The sequence below is a fragment of the Bacillus sp. LR--39 genome (assembly GCF_053613335.1).
Genome location: NZ_JBSIOT010000004.1, coordinates 137,058 through 155,148 on the forward strand (window position 1 = coordinate 137,058; position 18,091 = coordinate 155,148).

The 18,091-nt window shown below is 50.8% G+C and carries 12 protein-coding genes; 10 read left to right on the forward strand and 2 right to left on the reverse strand.

Annotation, left to right across the window (positions count from 1 at the left end; all coding sequences use genetic code 11):
- Nucleotides 1–148: 148 nt before the first annotated feature.
- Together ACWHAR_RS17615 and ACWHAR_RS17620 are read left to right on the forward strand one after the other, a co-directional pair.
- Nucleotides 149–1,279, forward strand: a complete 1,131-nt coding sequence (locus ACWHAR_RS17615; protein WP_032872449.1) for a DEAD/DEAH box helicase — start codon at nt 149–151, stop codon at nt 1,277–1,279.
- A gap of 72 nt (nt 1,280–1,351) precedes the next feature.
- Complete coding sequence (locus ACWHAR_RS17620; protein ID WP_032872447.1) at nt 1,352–1,798, forward strand: GNAT family N-acetyltransferase; 447 nt, start codon at nt 1,352–1,354, stop codon at nt 1,796–1,798.
- A gap of 53 nt (nt 1,799–1,851) precedes the next feature.
- Here ACWHAR_RS17620 and ACWHAR_RS17625 read toward each other — a convergent pair whose 3' ends face one another.
- On the reverse strand, nt 1,852–2,871 hold the full coding sequence (locus ACWHAR_RS17625) for an NADP-dependent oxidoreductase (protein ID WP_032872444.1): 1,020 nt from the start codon (nt 2,869–2,871) through the stop codon (nt 1,852–1,854).
- 127 nt (nt 2,872–2,998) lie between these two features.
- Nucleotides 2,999–3,349, reverse strand: a complete 351-nt coding sequence (locus ACWHAR_RS17630) for a DUF3212 family protein (RefSeq protein WP_007610002.1) — start codon at nt 3,347–3,349, stop codon at nt 2,999–3,001.
- 191 nt (nt 3,350–3,540) lie between these two features.
- On the opposite strand from ACWHAR_RS17630, the gene ACWHAR_RS17635 reads away from it, so the two are divergent.
- From ACWHAR_RS17635 to ACWHAR_RS17670, 8 genes are all read left to right on the forward strand, one after another.
- Nucleotides 3,541–3,888, forward strand: a complete 348-nt coding sequence (locus ACWHAR_RS17635) for a general stress protein (RefSeq protein ID WP_003155650.1) — start codon at nt 3,541–3,543, stop codon at nt 3,886–3,888.
- Between the two features lie 163 nt (nt 3,889–4,051).
- Nucleotides 4,052–5,317, forward strand: a complete 1,266-nt coding sequence (locus tag ACWHAR_RS17640; protein WP_032872442.1) for a pectate lyase family protein — start codon at nt 4,052–4,054, stop codon at nt 5,315–5,317.
- Between the two features lie 124 nt (nt 5,318–5,441).
- Entirely contained in the window at nt 5,442–6,878 is a 1,437-nt protein-coding gene (locus ACWHAR_RS17645) for an anion permease (protein ID WP_007408966.1), read from the forward strand.
- A 105-nt stretch (nt 6,879–6,983) separates the two neighbouring features.
- Nucleotides 6,984–7,682, forward strand: coding sequence for a hypothetical protein (locus tag ACWHAR_RS17650; RefSeq protein WP_032872439.1), 699 nt, complete (start codon nt 6,984–6,986; stop codon nt 7,680–7,682).
- A gap of 114 nt (nt 7,683–7,796) precedes the next feature.
- Nucleotides 7,797–12,956 (forward strand): NTTRR-F1 domain, encoded by a 5,160-nt coding sequence (locus tag ACWHAR_RS17655; protein WP_452087569.1) that lies wholly within the window; start codon nt 7,797–7,799, stop codon nt 12,954–12,956.
- Between the two features lie 182 nt (nt 12,957–13,138).
- A complete protein-coding gene (locus ACWHAR_RS17660) occupies nt 13,139–15,616 on the forward strand; it encodes an exosporium glycoprotein BclB-related protein (protein WP_074534357.1) in 2,478 nt (825 codons plus the stop codon).
- Between the two features lie 183 nt (nt 15,617–15,799).
- The gene (locus ACWHAR_RS17665) at nt 15,800–17,404 is read left to right on the forward strand and encodes a sensor histidine kinase (RefSeq protein WP_032872278.1); all 1,605 of its coding nucleotides are present in this window, start codon (nt 15,800–15,802) and stop codon (nt 17,402–17,404) included.
- Nucleotides 17,401–18,081 (forward strand): response regulator, encoded by a 681-nt coding sequence (locus tag ACWHAR_RS17670; RefSeq protein ID WP_007610021.1) that lies wholly within the window; start codon nt 17,401–17,403, stop codon nt 18,079–18,081. The genes ACWHAR_RS17665 and ACWHAR_RS17670 overlap by 4 nt, the downstream gene beginning before the upstream one ends.
- Nucleotides 18,082–18,091 lie beyond the last annotated feature (10 nt).

An 18,091-nucleotide genomic window follows, 5' to 3' on the forward strand; every position in this document is an offset into this window, starting at 1 on the left:
ACACGTTTTATTTATCATGTGTCTTTCTCATTTATGATTATAAAGGAGGAGACCGTTTGTTAAAAGGCTTGGAAGGAAAAAGAAAATTGCGTTTGGCGCGTGCATTTGAGATACTATGGAGTAGATTTTAAGAATTGAGGAGAACGACATGACCCAAACATGGCCATTTTTACAGCATACACAACCATTTATCGCCGAAAACTGGGAGGCCTCAGGTTTTCAGGAGCCGACCGTCATTCAGGAAAAAGCCGCTCAGGTGATCATGGAAGGGAAAGACGTCATTGCCGAATCCCCGACGGGAACGGGAAAAACATTGGCGTACACGCTTCCGGTTCTGGAGCGGATCAACCCGGAACAGAAACATCCGCAAGTGATCATTTTAGCGCCGTCCCGCGAGCTTGTGATGCAGATTTTTCAAGTGATTCAGGATTGGAAAAAAGGCTCCGATCTTCGCGCTTTGTCTTTGATCGGCGGGGCAAACGTGAAAAAGCAGGTGGAGAAGCTCAAAAATAAACCGCATATCATTGCCGGCACACCGGGCAGGGTGCTCGAATTGATTCAGGCGAAAAAGCTGAAAATGCATGAAGTCAAGACGATCGTTCTTGATGAAGCGGATCAGCTCGTGACAAAGGAACACCGCGAAACGATGAAAAAAATCATTAAAACGACGCTGAAAGACCGACAGCTTTTAAGCTTTTCCGCTACGCTGCAGCCGGAAACAGAACAGGTGCTGAATACCATCGCGCACGAACCGGCCGTTTTGAAAGTGGAGCGGAATACGGCGGAAAAAGCGCGCGTCACACATCAATATCTCGTCTGCGATCAGCGGGATAAAGTGAAGCTATTGCAAAAACTGTCACGGCTGAACGGCATGCAGGCGCTCGTGTTCGTCAGAGATATCGGAAATTTAAGCGTCTATGCGGAAAAACTTGCCTATCATCATGTGGACCTCGGCATCCTGCACGGAGAAGCGAAAAAAATGGAGCGGGCAAAGATATTATCAGCGTTTGAACGGGGAGAATTTCCGCTGCTTCTGGCGACTGACATTGCGGCGCGCGGACTCGATATCGACGATCTTCCGTACGTCATTCACGCGGACATCCCGAATGAAGACGGATATATCCACAGATCCGGCCGGACGGGGCGGGCCGGTAAAGAAGGAACCGTACTCAGCCTTGTCACGCCGATGGAAGAATCCAAACTGAAAAAAATGGCCAAATCACTCGGAATTGAGCTGAAAGAGGCCGTTTATTCAGGCGGAAAATTATCTGAGAAATAAGAAACGGAGGGCGGGAAGCCCTTCTTTTTTATTGTAAAATAACGGAAAAGGTTCAGGCGGGGAAGTGGGAAGATGGGTTTAATAGACAGATTTCAAATATTGAAGGTGCGTGAGCTGAAAATCCTTGAACACTGGTTTAAGAACGATAACATCAGACGGAGAATGGATGCGATGCTGCCATTAGATGCGTGGTATGCACGATTGAGTAAAGATGAAGACGATACTGTCATTATGGCATATGACGGGCAGCTTCCGACAGGCATGGTCTCTATAGAGTTTGTGGAGGAGCGGGCGTATATCGGATTGATCGTCAATCCTTTGTACCAGCTTCAAGGGTACGGAAAACAGATCTTGCAAAAACTGCTGACTGATCCTGGGTTTACCAGCGTGCGGGAATGGGCGGCAAGCATCGAAAAAGACAATCAAATCAGTTTAGCCTGCTTTCAAGCAGCGGGCTTCGCTTTGGAAGATACGGAGCCTGATGAAGACGGCTTTCTTACTTTGATTCTTCGCGGCTGATGCGAAAAAGCAGAAAAGGAGGGGACAAAGCCCTCCTTTTTTTTATCATCTTGTTAACTTAGATCACTGACTTTGATGATCTGTTTGCCTTTGTTTTCTCCTTTAAACAGGCCGAGGAACGCGTCAGGAATATTGTTGAATCCTTCCGTAATCGTTTCTTCATAGTGGAGCTTTTCGTCTTTGAGCCATTCGGCCAATTGTTTCGCGCCTTCGGAAAAGCGGTCAGCATAATCACTGACGATGAATCCCTGCATCAGCGCTTTTGTTTTGATCAGCTTCGGCTGGACGCGGGGGCCCATGTCTTCTTCTTCACGTTCGGTATTGTACGATGAGATCGCTCCGCATACCGGAATGCGGGCGAATTCATTCAGCAGGTTTATCACCGCATCTGAAATCGGTCCGCCGACATTGTCAAAATAGACATCGACGCCGTCAGGACATGCCTGTTCCAGCGCTTTTTGAATATCATCCGCCGTTTTGTAATTAATGGCTTCATCAAATTGAAGCTCCTCTTTCAAATACGCGATTTTTTCATCAGATCCGGCGATGCCGACAACCCGTGCGCCTTTGATTTTGGCAATCTGTCCGACTGTTGAGCCGACGGCGCCCGCCGCGCCTGAAACGACGACGGTTTCGCCTTTTTTCGGACGGCCGATATCGAGCAGCCCGAAGTAAGCGGTCAGTCCGGTCATCCCTAAAATGCCGAGATACGCCTGGGCGGGTGCGATATCCGTATCCAACTTGCGGAGGGCGGACTCATTCACTGCTGAGTATTCCTGCCATGCGAGATTCCCGATCACAATATCGCCTTTTTTCAGCTTATTGCCGTCTGTGAGAACCTCGGCAATCACTCCGCCTGTTATGGCTTCATCTAAAGCGAACGGCTCTACATATGATTTTGTATCCTGCATCCGTCCGCGCATGTACGGATCAACGGACACATAACTCGTTTTCACAAGCACTTCGCCGTCTTTCGGTTCGGGAACGGCAATCGTTTCAAAGCGGAAATCGTCATGGGCGGGAACGCCTTTGGGGCGTCTTGCCAATTGAATTTGCTGCTGATTATTCGGCATACTGAATCCTCCTTCAAGATAAGTGGTTGTTCCAAATGTAACACGAACCATTTCCCGATTACAAAATCAAACCGTCAGCGGCCATAAAAAAGAAGGGCCCAGGGCCCTTCTTTCCTTATATGCATATTTAATAGAATAACCGGTACACATCGGTGTTTTTCTCATGTTCCAAATATTCATAGGCATTCGTTTTTGAAGAATGAAGCATGTCAGCGGTAACAACGGGCTGAAGCGCGGTCAGATAAGAACCCAGCCTATTTTCAATTTCTTTCGGCAGAACGGATTCGATATCACCGATATTGATAATGATAGAGAAAACGAAATCGATATTAATATGAAAAGTATCTTCAGCAAAGGCCGTAAGCTCTTTTATTCCATCCGGGCAGCGGGTATGCCGGCGGAATACCTGCTTCACTAAATCACTGACAACCCAAGCGTTAAATCGCTGTTCCGGTGAAAAGTAATGAATAGGAACCACCTCCCTGCTTAATCGGCTCATGAAGATTTTTATTTTTCTGATAAATGTAGCTTCCTCTACTGTAACATGTCCCGCAAGAAAATATCCACCGACAACCTGCCCGTTTTTTCACGGAACTCTCTTTCTTTTGTTTGATCCTTGATTGAGCGGGTAAACATCAAATATACAAAAACAAAAGGGAGGACTTATCAATGAAACCGGTAGTAAGAGAATATACAAATGATCAAAAACTGATGCAGGACGTAAAAGAGCTTCAGCAGCTGGGTGTTGCAAAAGAGGACGTGTATGTGCTTTCACATGATGACGACAGAACGGACCGCCTGGCCGATAATACTGATGTCAATACCATCGGAGCGAAAGAAACGGGCATTAAACACGCGGTCGGCAATATGTTTAATAAAAAAGGCGACGAGCTCCGCAACAAAATTCACGAAATCGGCTTTTCAGAAGAGGAAGCGTCACAATTTGAAAAGCGCTTAGATGAAGGAAAAGTTCTTCTGTTTGTCACGGATAATGAAAAAGTGAAATCATGGGCGTAAGCTGAACAGATCCCAAGGGGTTTTCGGTCCCTTGGGATTTTTTTGCGGTTTCCGCAATAAAACCGAAAGGCACATTCTGTACATTTTCGGTGCTGTTTCTCAACTGATTTGATACAATTCGATTGTAATAAATTGGAACAAAGAATCAGGAGGAGCACAATTCATGAAAAAAATGTTATTTATGCTGGCGGTTTGTTTATGTATGATCCCTGCGGACGTCTATGCCGCTGATCTGGGGCGGCAGACGTTAGGAACAAATGACGGCTGGGGAGCCGCTTCCGGCGGGACAACCGGCGGCGCGAAAGCCTCTTCATCGAATGTATACACCGTATCAAACAGACAGCAGCTCGTTTCCGCATTAGGGGGAAGCGCCAACAGCACGCCGAAGATTATTTACATACAAGGCACAATCAATATGAATACGGACGACCGCAATAAAACACTCGGCTTTAATGATTATAAAGATCCGGCATATGATCTCAATGCTTATCTAAAGGCGTACGACCCGGACAAATGGGGGAAAAAAGCGCCGTCAGGCACCCAGGAAGACGCCAGACAGCGATCGCAAAAAAACCAGAAGGCACGGGTCGTGGTTGACATTCCTTCAAATACGACGATCATCGGCTCGGGTTCAAATGCCAAAGTGACAGGAGGAAGTTTTAATATAAAGAACGGCGTCGACAATGTCATCATCCGCAACATTGAATTTCAAGACGCTTACGACTATTTTCCGCAATGGGACCCGACGGACGGCAGCAGCGGCAACTGGAACTCGGAATATGACAATATCACCATTAACGGCGCGACGCACATCTGGATCGATCATTGCACCTTTAATGACGGATCGAATCCCGACAGCGGTTTTCCCTACTATTACGGGAGAAAATATCAGCACCATGACGGCCAGACGGATATAGCCAACGGGGCGAATTATATTACATTGTCCTATAATAAATATCATGACCATGACAAAGGCTCCGTCATCGGAAACAGCGACAGCAAGACGTCGGATGAGGGAAAACTGAAGGTGACCCTTCACCATAACTATTACCAGAACATCGTCCAGCGCGCGCCGCGGGTCCGGTACGGGCAGGTTCATATTTATAATAATTTTTACGCAGGCTCTAAAAGCGCCGCATACCCGTTCAGCTATGCGTGGGGCGCGGGCCACGCGTCGAAAATATATGCCCAGAATAATGTTTTTGAAGTGCCGGGACTGGCTGCTGATAAAGTCATCAGCGTCTTCAGCGGCGGAAAAGCGCTTCATGAAGACGGCACTCTTTTAAACGGCGCCGCCATTAACGCGTCAGCCGCCAACGGATTAAGTCAGTCCGTCGGCTGGACACCGTCATTGCACGGTTCCATCGGCTCATCATCAAATGTAAAATCAGATGTTATATCTAAAGCCGGGTCGGGCATATTAAAATAATAAACAAGAAGCACAAAGGAAAATATTCCTTTGTGTTTTTTAATTAACAAAAACGTTTATTAACTTAGTTAAGTAGTAAAATGGGATAGGGGATGGAAGACAACAAAATAGGAGGAGACCTGTAATGGCTTCAGAAAAAGACGCAAAAAAACAGCAGGCGGTAAAAATTATTCCTTTGCTTATTACCGTTGCTGTGGGATTAATCATTTGGTTTATTCCCGCGCCGTCCGGACTTGAACCTAAAGCATGGCATTTGTTCGCTATTTTTGTCGCAACAATTATCGGCTTTATCTCCAAGCCCTTGCCAATGGGCGCAATTGCAATTTTTGCATTGGCAGTCACCGCGTTAACGGGAACGCTATCTATTGAAAATACGTTAAGCGGATTTGGAAACAAGACAATCTGGCTGATTGTCATCGCCTTTTTTATTTCCCGGGGATTTATCAAAACCGGGCTCGGCGCCAGGATTTCTTACGTATTCGTACAACGGTTCGGGAAGAAAACACTCGGCCTTTCTTATTCACTGCTTTTCAGTGATTTAATTTTATCACCTGCCATTCCGAGCAACACGGCACGGGCGGGCGGCATTATTTTTCCTATTATCAGATCATTATCCGAAACTTTCGGATCAACGCCGGCAGACGGAACAGAGCGGAAAATCGGCGCTTTCTTATTAAAAACCGGTTTTCAAGGAAACTTGATTACGTCTGCGATGTTTTTGACGGCAATGGCGGCGAACCCGCTGATCGCCAAGCTGGCCCACGATGTCGCAGGGGTGGACATCACATGGACAAGCTGGGCAATCGCGGCCATTGTACCGGGATTGGCGAGCTTAATCATTACGCCGCTCGTCATTTATAAGCTGTATCCGCCGGAAATTAAAGAAACACCGGATGCGGCTAAAATCGCAACGGAAAAATTGAAAGAAATGGGTCCGTTTAAAAAATCCGAACTCTCCATGGTCATCGTCTTTTTATTGGTGCTTGCGCTGTGGATTTTCGGAGGAAGCTTAAATATTGACGCAACGACGACGGCCCTGATCGGATTATCCGTTTTGCTTTTGTCACAGGTATTAACATGGGAGGACATCAAAAAGGAACAAGGTGCATGGGATACGCTGACTTGGTTCGCGGCGCTTGTGATGCTGGCGAATTTCCTGAATGAGCTCGGTATGGTGTCTTGGTTCAGCAATATGATGAAATCTTCTGTTTCCGGTTTTTCATGGATTGTGGCATTTATGATTCTGATTGTCGTGTATTATTACACGCATTACTTCTTTGCGAGCGCAACCGCGCATATCAGCGCCATGTATGCGGCATTTCTCGCCGTCATCGTGGCGGCAGGCGCTCCGCCTCTGTTGGCGGCGCTCAGCTTGGCGTTTTTCAGCAACCTTTTCGGTTCAACGACGCATTACGGCTCAGGAGCGGCTCCGGTCTTTTTCGGAGCGGGCTATATATCGCAAAGCAAATGGTGGTCCATCGGCTTTATCCTGTCAATCGTCCATATTGTGACATGGCTTGTGATCGGCGGATTATGGTGGAAAGTATTAGGATTATGGTAGAAGAAAAAGGCAGACTCAGGTCTGCCTTTTTTTATTTCTGTAAGGAAGGGGAAGGGCCTACACATGATGACTCCAGTGCGAATAGAATATGGCCGGGGTGATAATATGAGCAGCGGCCGTAATCAATACATGATATTGAAACAGAAACCTTACAAATATATGAGCAGACATATGAAACGCCGGTATGAACAATTACCATGTGAACATGAAAGACCGGAAACAGGGACGGAAAAACGGTTTCCGTCTTCAGATGAAAATCGATCTGCCTTGTGCGTACCCGGGCTGCGAGGTCCCGAAGGCAAAAGAGGACCCGCCGGCTCTCGCGGTCCGCAAGGGGAGGCGGGTCCGCCCGGTCCCCCGGGGCCTGAGGGTCCGCCGGGAGCGGTTCCTGCGGTAGCTTTTCAAAATACAGCAGACCAGATGATGATTCCGTTAGAAGGAACACCGATAAACGTGTTAAGCGCAGTGATAGCCGCGCCGACAGATCAATTTGTGAAAACGGATGCCGTCATACAAGTAAACGTGGAATTAGATCCGCTCGCGTCTCATTTCTCATTGGTCTTAGCTGTCGATCTGCAAAGAAATGGCGTATCTATACAAACACAGAGACAAGAGCGGAACCTCTTTTCTTCAGGCGGACAAATCATAGGAATTCCTTTTACGTACATTGACGAAATGAAGGCGGATGAAACAGCCGCGTACCAGCTCTATTTATCCGTCCTTTCTTCGAATTACGTAACACAAGTCGCAGCGGCAAACCGCTCCCTCATTGCGACGGGATTCCCCATTCAAGGATCGGATTAAGGTGATGAAAAGAAATCACCTTTTTTATTTAGGTTGTCAAAACACAGCCCGTATTAATATGCTGTCTTAATAAGTAAGACGGTCAACAACGGGAAGGAGAGGGAAAAAGATTGAATGAATAATCCGATTATAAACGGAAGCTTTGAAACCGGTACATTAGCGGGGTGGAGTTCGGCAAATACCCAGATTAACAGTTTGTTTGCACATTCAGGGAGATATTCTGCGCAATTTATTGGAGCTCAGCCATATGCTTACCTCAGTCAAATCGTTCCCATTTCAGCCAAGTCAGTGACTCTATTCGTATCACTCGCAACGCTCGGAAATGAGCCAAGTCCCCAAGTAACTCTCCAGATCATCTATGTCAGCGCAGCAGGTGAACAAATCAGTTCCATTCAAGAAAATATTACACCCGGAAATTTGCCGAACGTGCTCTTCCACACATGGTCTGAAATCTATAAAACAAGCAGTGTGCCTTCTGGCGCGGCCTCTGCCGTCATTGTATTAAGTAAAGTTTCTACCGGCACGGTTTTAATAGACGATGTTTCATTGGCGCAAACCGGGGGTGAACCTGGCGTAACAGGAATTACAGGTCCCACAGGAGTAACCGGAGCAAGAGGAGCGACCGGAGCAACTGGTGTAACGGGATCAACTGGTTCAACTGGCGCCACAGGTCCAACGGGTGCAACTGGAGTGACTGGGGTAACCGGAATAACGGGAGCGACCGGAGCAACGGGATCGACAGGAGCAATCGGTTCAACTGGAGCAACAGGTCCAACGGGTGCAACCGGGCCAACAGGAGGAACTGGTTCAACCGGAGCCACAGGTACAACCGGCTCAACTGGTATAACAGGAGCGACAGGAGTCACAGGATCAACGGGTGCATCCGGTCCAACTGGCGCCACAGGACCAACTGGAATAACCGGCTCAATCGGGTCGACTGGATCAACGGGAGTAACCGGCCCAACCGGCTTGACCGGTCCAACCGGAGTAAGCGGGTCAACAGGAATAACAGGCGCAACAGGAGTAACAGGAGCAACTGGTGTAACGGGGACAACTGGAGTAACCGGGTCGACGGGAGTAACAGGCACAATCGGTTTAACCGGAGTAACGGGTCCAACTGGTGTAACCGGTCCAATCGGAATAACAGGAGTAACAGGCCCGACTGGTGTAACGGGATCAACCGGAGCAACTGGTTCAACTGGTTCAACAGGAGAAACCGGGCCAATGGGAGAGATCGGTCCAACTGGTGTAACGGGCCCCAGTGGAATTACAGGAACAACCGGAGCAACGGGAGTGACTGGAACAACAGGTGTAACCGGTCCAACCGGCCCAACAGGAGTAGCCGGATCGACAGGAGAAACGGGCTCAACGGGAGAAACGGGTCCAACTGGTGTAACCGGATCGACAGGAGAAACGGGATCAACTGGTGCGACCGGAGTAACTGGATCAACAGGAGAAATCGGAGCGACCGGCGCAACCGGAGTAACTGGCTCAACCGGCCCAACGGGAGAAAACGGTCCAACAGGAGAAACCGGAGAAACGGGTGCAACGGGATCGACAGGCACAACCGGTTTAACCGGAGAAACGGGTCCAACAGGAGCAACCGGTCCAACCGGCTCGACCGGTCCAACTGGAGTAACGGGTCCAACTGGTGTAACCGGAGCAACTGGAGTGACTGGGGCAACGGGGATAACGGGAGCCACAGGGGTTACTGGCCCGATCGGCCCAACCGGAGTAACCGGATCGACAGGAGAAACGGGATCAACTGGTGCGACCGGAGTAACTGGCTCAACCGGCCCAACGGGAGAAAACGGTCCAACAGGAGAAACCGGTCCAACCGGGGATACAGGAGCGACTGGTGTAACTGGTCCAACGGGTGCAACCGGCTCGACAGGAGAAACCGGCTCAACTGGTGCAACGGGATCAACAGGCCCAACTGGGGTAACAGGATCAACCGGTGCAACTGGAGTAACTGGGGCAACAGGATCAACAGGAGCAACGGGGTCAACTGGAGTGACTGGGGCAATCGGCCCAGCAGGACCAACAGGCGCAACCGGAGCAACGGGTGCAATCGGCCCAACAGGAGGATCTGGGTCAACCGGGTCAACAGGAGAAATCGGCCCAACCGGAGCAACCGGCTCAACGGGAGTAACAGGAGCTACTGGGATAACTGGTGCAACCGGAGTAACCGGTTCATCGGGAGTGACTGGTTCAACTGGAATAACAGGAGCAACTGGGGTAACAGGAGTAACAGGAGCGACAGGCCCAACAGGAGTAACAGGAGCAACGGGATCGACGGGTGTAACCGGCCCAATCGGCGCAATAGGAGAGACCGGCTCAACTGGTGCGACGGGATTAACTGGAGAAACCGGTGCAACAGGAGAAACAGGAGAAACAGGAGCGACCGGAGTAACAGGGGCAACAGGAGTTACTGGCCCGACTGGGGTCACGGGCTCAACTGGTGTAACTGGCGCAACCGGAGAAACTGGCTCGACCGGGGATACCGGAGTGACTGGAGCAACGGGGATAACAGGAGCAACAGGAATAACCGGAACTACGGGCTCAACCGGCCCAACAGGAGAAACTGGAGTGACTGGGTCAACGGGGATAACGGGAGCCACAGGGGTTACTGGCCCGATCGGTCCAACAGGAGCGACCGGAATAACAGGTTCAACCGGAGTGACTGGACCAACGGGGTTCACCGGAGAAACCGGCCCAACGGGAGAAACAGGAGCGACCGGTTCAACTGGAGAAACCGGGCCAACAGGAGTAGCCGGATCGACAGGAGAAACGGGGTCAACCGGGTCAACTGGGGAGACTGGTCCAACTGGTGTAACCGGATCCACTGGATCCACTGGATCAACAGGAGCAACAGGAGAAACAGGAGCAACAGGAGAAACAGGAGCAACAGGAGAAACTGGTGCAACGGGAGTAACGGGTCCAACCGGAGAAACCGGGTCGACAGGAATAACCGGAGCAACGGGATCGACAGGCTCAACCGGGGATACCGGAGTGACTGGAGCAACGGGGATAACAGGAGCAACAGGAATAACCGGAACCACGGGCTCAACCGGCCCAACAGGAGCAACCGGGTCAACAGGAACAACCGGCGCAACGGGCGCCACTGGAGCAACTGGAGCAACTGGAACAACTGGAACAACTGGAGAAACGGGGTCAACCGGTTCAACTGGGGAGACTGGTCCAACTGGTGTAACCGGCCCAACAGGAGGAACTGGGTCAACCGGGGCAACAGGGGTAACTGGAGAAATCGGTCCAACCGGAGTAACCGGTGCAACGGGAGAAACCGGTTCAACCGGAGCAACAGGATCAACAGGGCCAATAGGAGTAACCGGTCCAACTGGAATAACTGGAGCGACAGGAGAAACCGGTTCAACTGGCTCAACCGGAGTAACGGGCTTAACAGGATCAACAGGGTCGACCGGAGTGACTGGTGCAACAGGCACAACCGGTCCAACGGGATCGACAGGCACAACCGGTTTAACCGGAGAAACCGGCCCAGCAGGAGCAACAGGCCCAACCGGCGCAATAGGAGAGACCGGTGTAACAGGAATAACCGGCGCAACGGGGTCGACAGGAGAAACCGGTTCAACAGGAACAACGGGAGAAACTGGCTCAACCGGTGCAACAGGGTCGACTGGAGTGACTGGGGCAACAGGCTCGACAGGCCCAACCGGCGCAACAGGGCTAACAGGAGAAACCGGAACCACGGGCTCAACCGGCTCGACTGGTGTAACCGGGGCAATGGGAGTAACAGGCTCAACTGGTGTAACTGGTGCAACGGGAGTAACTGGGGCGACAGGAGAAACCGGGTCAACTGGGGAGACTGGTCCAACAGGAGAAATCGGTTCAACCGGCGCAACGGGGGTAACTGGAGAAGCCGGTCCAACCGGAATGACTGGAGTAACAGGAACAACCGGCTCGACTGGTGTAACCGGTTCAACGGGAGAAACAGGCGCAACCGGTGTAACTGGAGAAACTGGCCCAACAGGAGTAACAGGGTTAACAGGAGAAATCGGAGCAACAGGAATAACAGGCCCAACAGGAATCACGGGTCCAACAGGAGAAACAGGAGCAACCGGAGAAACGGGTCCAACTGGTGTAACGGGATCAACAGGGGTAACAGGTTCAACCGGAGAAATCGGCGCAACCGGAGAAACGGGACCAACCGGAGTAACTGGGGCGACTGGAGAAACTGGCCCAACCGGAATCACGGGTCCAACAGGAGCAACAGGAGAAACCGGCGCAACCGGAGTAACAGGTTCAACCGGAGCAACTGGTCCAACTGGTGTAACGGGAATAACTGGTGTAACAGGACCAACTGGAGCAACGGGAGAACCAGGAGCCACAGGAGTAACGGGAGCAACAGGTTCAACCGGCGCAACCGGAGTAACGGGATCAACAGGTGCAACTGGAGTGACTGGGGCAACGGGGATAACCGGAGCGACTGGCGCAACAGGGGTAACAGGTTCAACCGGAGCAACTGGTCCAACTGGTGTAACGGGAATAACTGGTGTAACAGGACCAACTGGAGCAACGGGAGAACCAGGAGCCACAGGAGTAACGGGAGCAACAGGTTCAACCGGCGCAACCGGAGTAACGGGATCAACAGGTGCAACTGGAGTGACTGGGGCAACGGGGATAACCGGAGCGACTGGCGCAACAGGGGTAACAGGTTCAACCGGAGCAACTGGTCCAACTGGTGTAACGGGAATAACTGGTGTAACAGGACTAACTGGAGCAACGGGAGTAACAGGCCCAACCGGTCCAACGGGTGTGACTGGAGCAACTGGAGCAACTGGAGCAACTGGAGTAACTGGAGTAACTGGAGTAACGGGCGCCACAGGCAGTACACCAACCTTGCTCTTCACAAGAACTAACGGGCCGCTCACTGTTTATCCGCCGTTAAATACAGAGGTTCCCATTGCTACGCTGGCAATCCCGGTTAACGCTTTGCAGAATGTAAAGCTTGATTATGCACTCAGTGTCGCGCTAACAACTGCAGCGAATTCAAACTTTGTTTTTGAAGTGAGATTATATAGGGGAGCAGTGCAAATTCATACAAGAACTCTGTCGCGAACTAATACTACCGCAGCTACGGATAGTTTTTCGATTGCTGATACAACAGTGGATACAGCGCCGACCGCAGGAACAAATACGTACCAGTTGAGAGTTGTTTTCACAACTGCAAATAATATAACAGCAGCGTCAGCTCTCAATATCGATTTTAACAGCATTCGTTTCCCGACAACCTAATGACAATAGCAGACTGATATTTTAAAGGTGAAAGACCTGACTTATGCACAGTTAGGTCTTTTTTCTGTAAAATGCTGTGCATGATGCAGTCTTAACGAACATTTAAAAAATCGCCCAATAGAAGTGGGGTTTTGCCACACCTTTTTTCTTCGTGGAAATATTATGAAAATAGAGGTGGTGTAATGAGAAAAGGAGATACTTGGTATAACAGATACGACTCTTGGGATTGCGACTGCCGGAATTGCAATGATTGTTGCTGTCATTTTCAACATAAAAGAAGATATCAAAGGCGCAGTTATCAAAATCGGGCACATTGCTGTGAAGGATTCTGTTGCGAAAACTCTTGCTGCCATGAAAGATGGTGTCCATGCTGTCATCCAAATCATTTTCATGTAAGAGGATTCACCGGAGCAACGGGGTTTACCGGAGCAACGGGGCTGACTGGAGCAACAGGGCTGACTGGAGCAACGGGATTCACTGGAGCAACGGGGTTTACCGGAGCAACGGGATTCACCGGAGCTACGGGCTCGACTGGGAATACCGGAGCGACTGGGGTAACCGGCGTCACTGGAGATCCCGGCGCGACTGGAGCCACCGGCGCCACGGGAGTAACGGGAGCAACAGGCTCGACCGGAGCAACCGGCGCCACCGGGGTAACGGGAGTGACTGGAATAACGGGCACGACTGGAGCCACCGGAGATCCCGGCGCTACTGGAGTAACAGGTGCCACCGGAGTAACGGGAGCAACCGGAGTAACGGGAGCAACCGGAGTAACAGGCGCAACTGGGATAACGGGAGCAACCGGGCTCACCGGTGAAACTGGAGTAACCGGAGCGACCGGAGTAACAGGTGAAACTGGGGTAACGGGAACAACCGGAGTAACCGGCGCAACGGGAAGTACTGGTGCAACAGGAGTAACTGGAGCAACCGGGGTAACGGGAGCAACGGGAGTAACCGGAGTAACGGGAGCCACTGGAGTAACCGGGGCAACCGGAGTAACGGGGGCAACTGGGGTAACAGGAGCAACCGGAGCAACCGGTGTAACCGGAGATACTGGAGTAACCGGATCGACCGGAGTAACTGGAGTAACCGGGGATACTGGAGCGACCGGAATAACGGGAGCTACTGGAGTAACCGGAGCAACCGGCGCCACTGGGATAACGGGAGCCACCGGGCTCACCGGCGCCACTGGAGTAACCGGATCGACCGGAATAACGGGAGCAACTGGGATAACGGGAGCCACCGGGCTCACCGGCGCCACTGGAGTAACCGGAGCGACGGGAGAAATCGGCGCCACGGGAGTAACGGGAGCAACTGGGATAACGGGAGCCACCGGAGTAACAGGAGCAACCGGGGATACTGGAGCGACAGGAATAACAGGAGCAACCGGGGTAACGGGAGTAACAGGAACGACAGGAATAACGGGAGCCACCGGGGTAACCGGCGCAACCGGCGCCACCGGGATTACCGGCGCCACCGGGGACACTGGAGTAACAGGCGCAACCGGAGTAACAGGCGCAACCGGAGTTACAGGAGCAACAGGGATAACGGGAGTCACCGGGGATACCGGAGCGACAGGAATAACAGGCGCAACCGGAGTCACTGGAGTAACGGGATCAACAGGAGCAACCGGGGTAACGGGAGTAACAGGAGCGACCGGAATAACGGGAGCCACCGGTGCAACTGGGGGAACGGGAACAACCGGAGTAACAGGCGCAACAGGAAGTACTGGTGCAACAGGAGTAACGGGATCTACCGGGCTCACCGGAGCCACCGGAGCTACTGGAGTAACAGGCTTGACCGGAGCCACCGGAGATACTGGATCTACCGGAGTAACGGGAGCAACCGGAGCAACTGGGATAACGGGAGCAACCGGGGGAACAGGCGCTACCGGAGCAACTGGGATAACGGGATCTACCGGAGTAACGGGAGCCACCGGAGCAACTGGGATAACGGGAGCCACCGGAGTAACAGGCGCAACCGGAGCAACTGGGATAACGGGAGCCACCGGGGTAACAGGCGCTACCGGATTAACCGGAGTAACAGGTGCAACCGGGGTAACCGGAGTAACCGGAGTAACAGGCGCCACCGGAGTAACAGGCGCAACTGGGATCACCGGAGCCACTGGAATCACCGGAGCAGGCGCGATCATTCCTTATGCTTCAGGTCTTCCCACTGCCGTGACGACCATTGCCGGCGGATTAATCGGAACGGTGAGCCTTGTCGGGTTCGGCAATTCTGTGACGGGCGTCAATGTCGGAGGGGGAGGCGCAATTGATCTTACCGGGGCTGGAGGAACTCTGCTGAACTTTGCTTTTTCTGCTCCGAGAAGCGGAACCATTACATCAATTGCCGCCTATTTCAGTACAACCGCAGCACTGTCGCTTGTCGGCTCGACTGTTACGATAACCGCACAACTATACAGTTCTACTGTGCCGAACAATACGTTCACCCCGATCCCCGGAGCATCCGTCACTTTAGCTCCTCCCCTCACCGGCGTATTGTCAATCGGCAGCATCAGCAACGGAATCACGACAGGGCTGAACATTGCGGTAACTCCTCAAACCCGGCTGTTAATGGTATTCTCCGCCACTGCGACAGGCCTTTCGCTTATTAATACAGTGGCGGGATATGCAAGCGCGGGAGTTACAATTTCCTGATAGATTGCAGACTGACTTCGGTCAGTCTTTTTTATGTGTTATATCAATTGTGTAAAAGTAAATATATACCTATCATCACCTTTTTGGTAAGCCGCAAGAGAAAAAGATCACGAAAATTCTCAAAAATGAGAAATAAAGATTTGAAAAATGGTATGATTTTAGGAGGAAAGGACGGCTGGTGCTGTGTTGGAAGCGAAGCGGTTTTATGTCTCTCTGCAAATGAAAATCGCCGGATTAATTACGGCTTTATTAATACTTGTTATCGGAACGCTCACGGTTATATTTGCCTTTCAGCAATTAAAGGAAGGGCAGAAGCAGGCTGAACAGCTGGCGGTGCAAACCGCAAAAACCATTTCATATATGCCTCCCGTAAAAGAGGCGTTCCGGCTTGCGGATCAAGAGGCTTTTACAAAGTTAGACGTCATTGAACAAATGAAAGAACAGGCAGGCGCGCACGCCGTCTACATCACTGATCAAAAAGGGCATGTTGCATTTCATTCGGCCCGAAGCAGTATTCCGAAAGAAAATCAAAATCTGCAAAACAAAACCGTCATGTTCGGCGGGTCTCCGGTTTCCGACGGAATGAAGGCCGTCCGGGGAAGCGCCCCGGTTATTCTGGAGGAAAAAAATCATAACGAAGTCGTCGGAACGGTGACAGTCGAGTTTCTACAAGATGAGATAGAAAAAGATATGAAAGCGCATCTGCGGCATTTAGGCTATTTTGCATGTTTGGTGTTTCTTATCGGCATCGGGGGAGCGGCGGCGCTCGCAAAAAGCATCCGTAAAGATACACTCGGCCTTGAACCGCATGAAATTGCAGCGCTGTACAGAGAGCGCAATGCGATGCTCCTTGCGATGAAAGAAGGGATTATCGCCGTAAACAAAGCAGGCGCGGTAACCATGATGAATTTGTCTGCGGCTGATATGCTGAATCTGCCGGAACCGATGATCGGAAGGCATATAAAAGAAATCATGCCGGGCGCAAATTTCATGCCGGTGTTGGCAGGGGGAGAATTACCGCCGAACGTGGAGGTGCGTGCCGGAGATAAAGTATTTATCTTAAACGTGAAAGAAATGAAGCAGACCGGGCAAGTATACGGAGCGGTGATCAGCTTCCGCGAAAAAACGGAGCTCAAGAAACTGATTAACAAGCTGACTGAAATGAAAAAATACTCGGAGGATCTCCGGGCGCAAACGCATGAATTCTCGAATAAGCTTTACGCGATCCTCGGTCTGTTAGAGCTGGGAGAATATAATGAAGCCATTGAACTGATAAAAGAAGAGTACGCCATCCAGAATGAACAGCACGAAATCCTCTTTCAAAACATTCATTCACAGCGGGTTCAGGCCATACTATTAGGAAAAATGGGAAAGGCGTCTGAGAAGAAAGTAAAGCTTTCAATAGATGAAAACAGCTTTTTAGAATCGCTGCCGGAGCATGTGGGTTCATCCCAGCTCATTACGATCATCGGAAATCTTATTGATAACGCTTTCGAAGCCGTCGCCGAAAAAGAGAAAAAAGAGGTCGCCTTTTTTATGACCGATATCGGCAGGGATATCGTCATCGAAGTGGCGGATTCAGGAGACGGCGTGCCTCAGGAAAAAACAGAAACGATATTTGAAAAGGGCTACTCTTCAAAGGGGACGAGGAGAGGATACGGCTTAGCCAATCTGAAAGAAGCCGTCAGTGAATTGCAGGGATCGATAGAGATTTCGCAGCAAAAGAGCGGCGGTGCCGTATTTACGGTGTTTATACCGAAAGAAAGGCCAAAGGGGGAATCGGTGTGATTAACATCGCGATTGCAGAGGACGACTTTCGAATAGCGCAAATTCACGAAAAATTTATCGAACATCTTGATGGATTCAATGTCATCGGCAAAGCAATCAATGCCAAAGACACCATATCGCTGCTTGAGAAACGGCAGCCTGATCTGCTGCTTTTGGATATTTATATGCCGGATGAGCTGGGGACAGATCTGCTTCCCCTCATCCGCGGCCGTTTTCCTTCCGTTGATATCATCATTATTACGGCTTCTGCCGAAACAAGACTGCTGCAGGAAGCGCTCAGATCAGGCGTTTCCCACTATGTCATAAAGCCGGTGTCGGCACATAAATTTACAGAAGTGCTTTTGCAGTACCGGGAAAAAAGAGAATGGCTGCACTCACAGCCGGAGCTGAGCCAGTCCGTTATCGACATGTTTTTCGGAAGCGGTCAGAAAGAACAAAAACAGCTCAATGATCTGCCGACCGGGATTAATTCGATTACACTTCAAAAAATCAAAAACGCGCTCAGGGCAGCCCAAAAAGGGATGACGGCTGAAGAACTGGGCGAAAAAATGGGCGCCTCCAGAACAACGGCGCGGCGCTACGCCGAGTTTCTCGTTTCTCGGGAAGAAGCGCTCGCTGAATTAGAGTACGGCATTATCGGCAGGCCGGAACGGAAATATTATTTAGCACATGAATAAGGGATGGGAG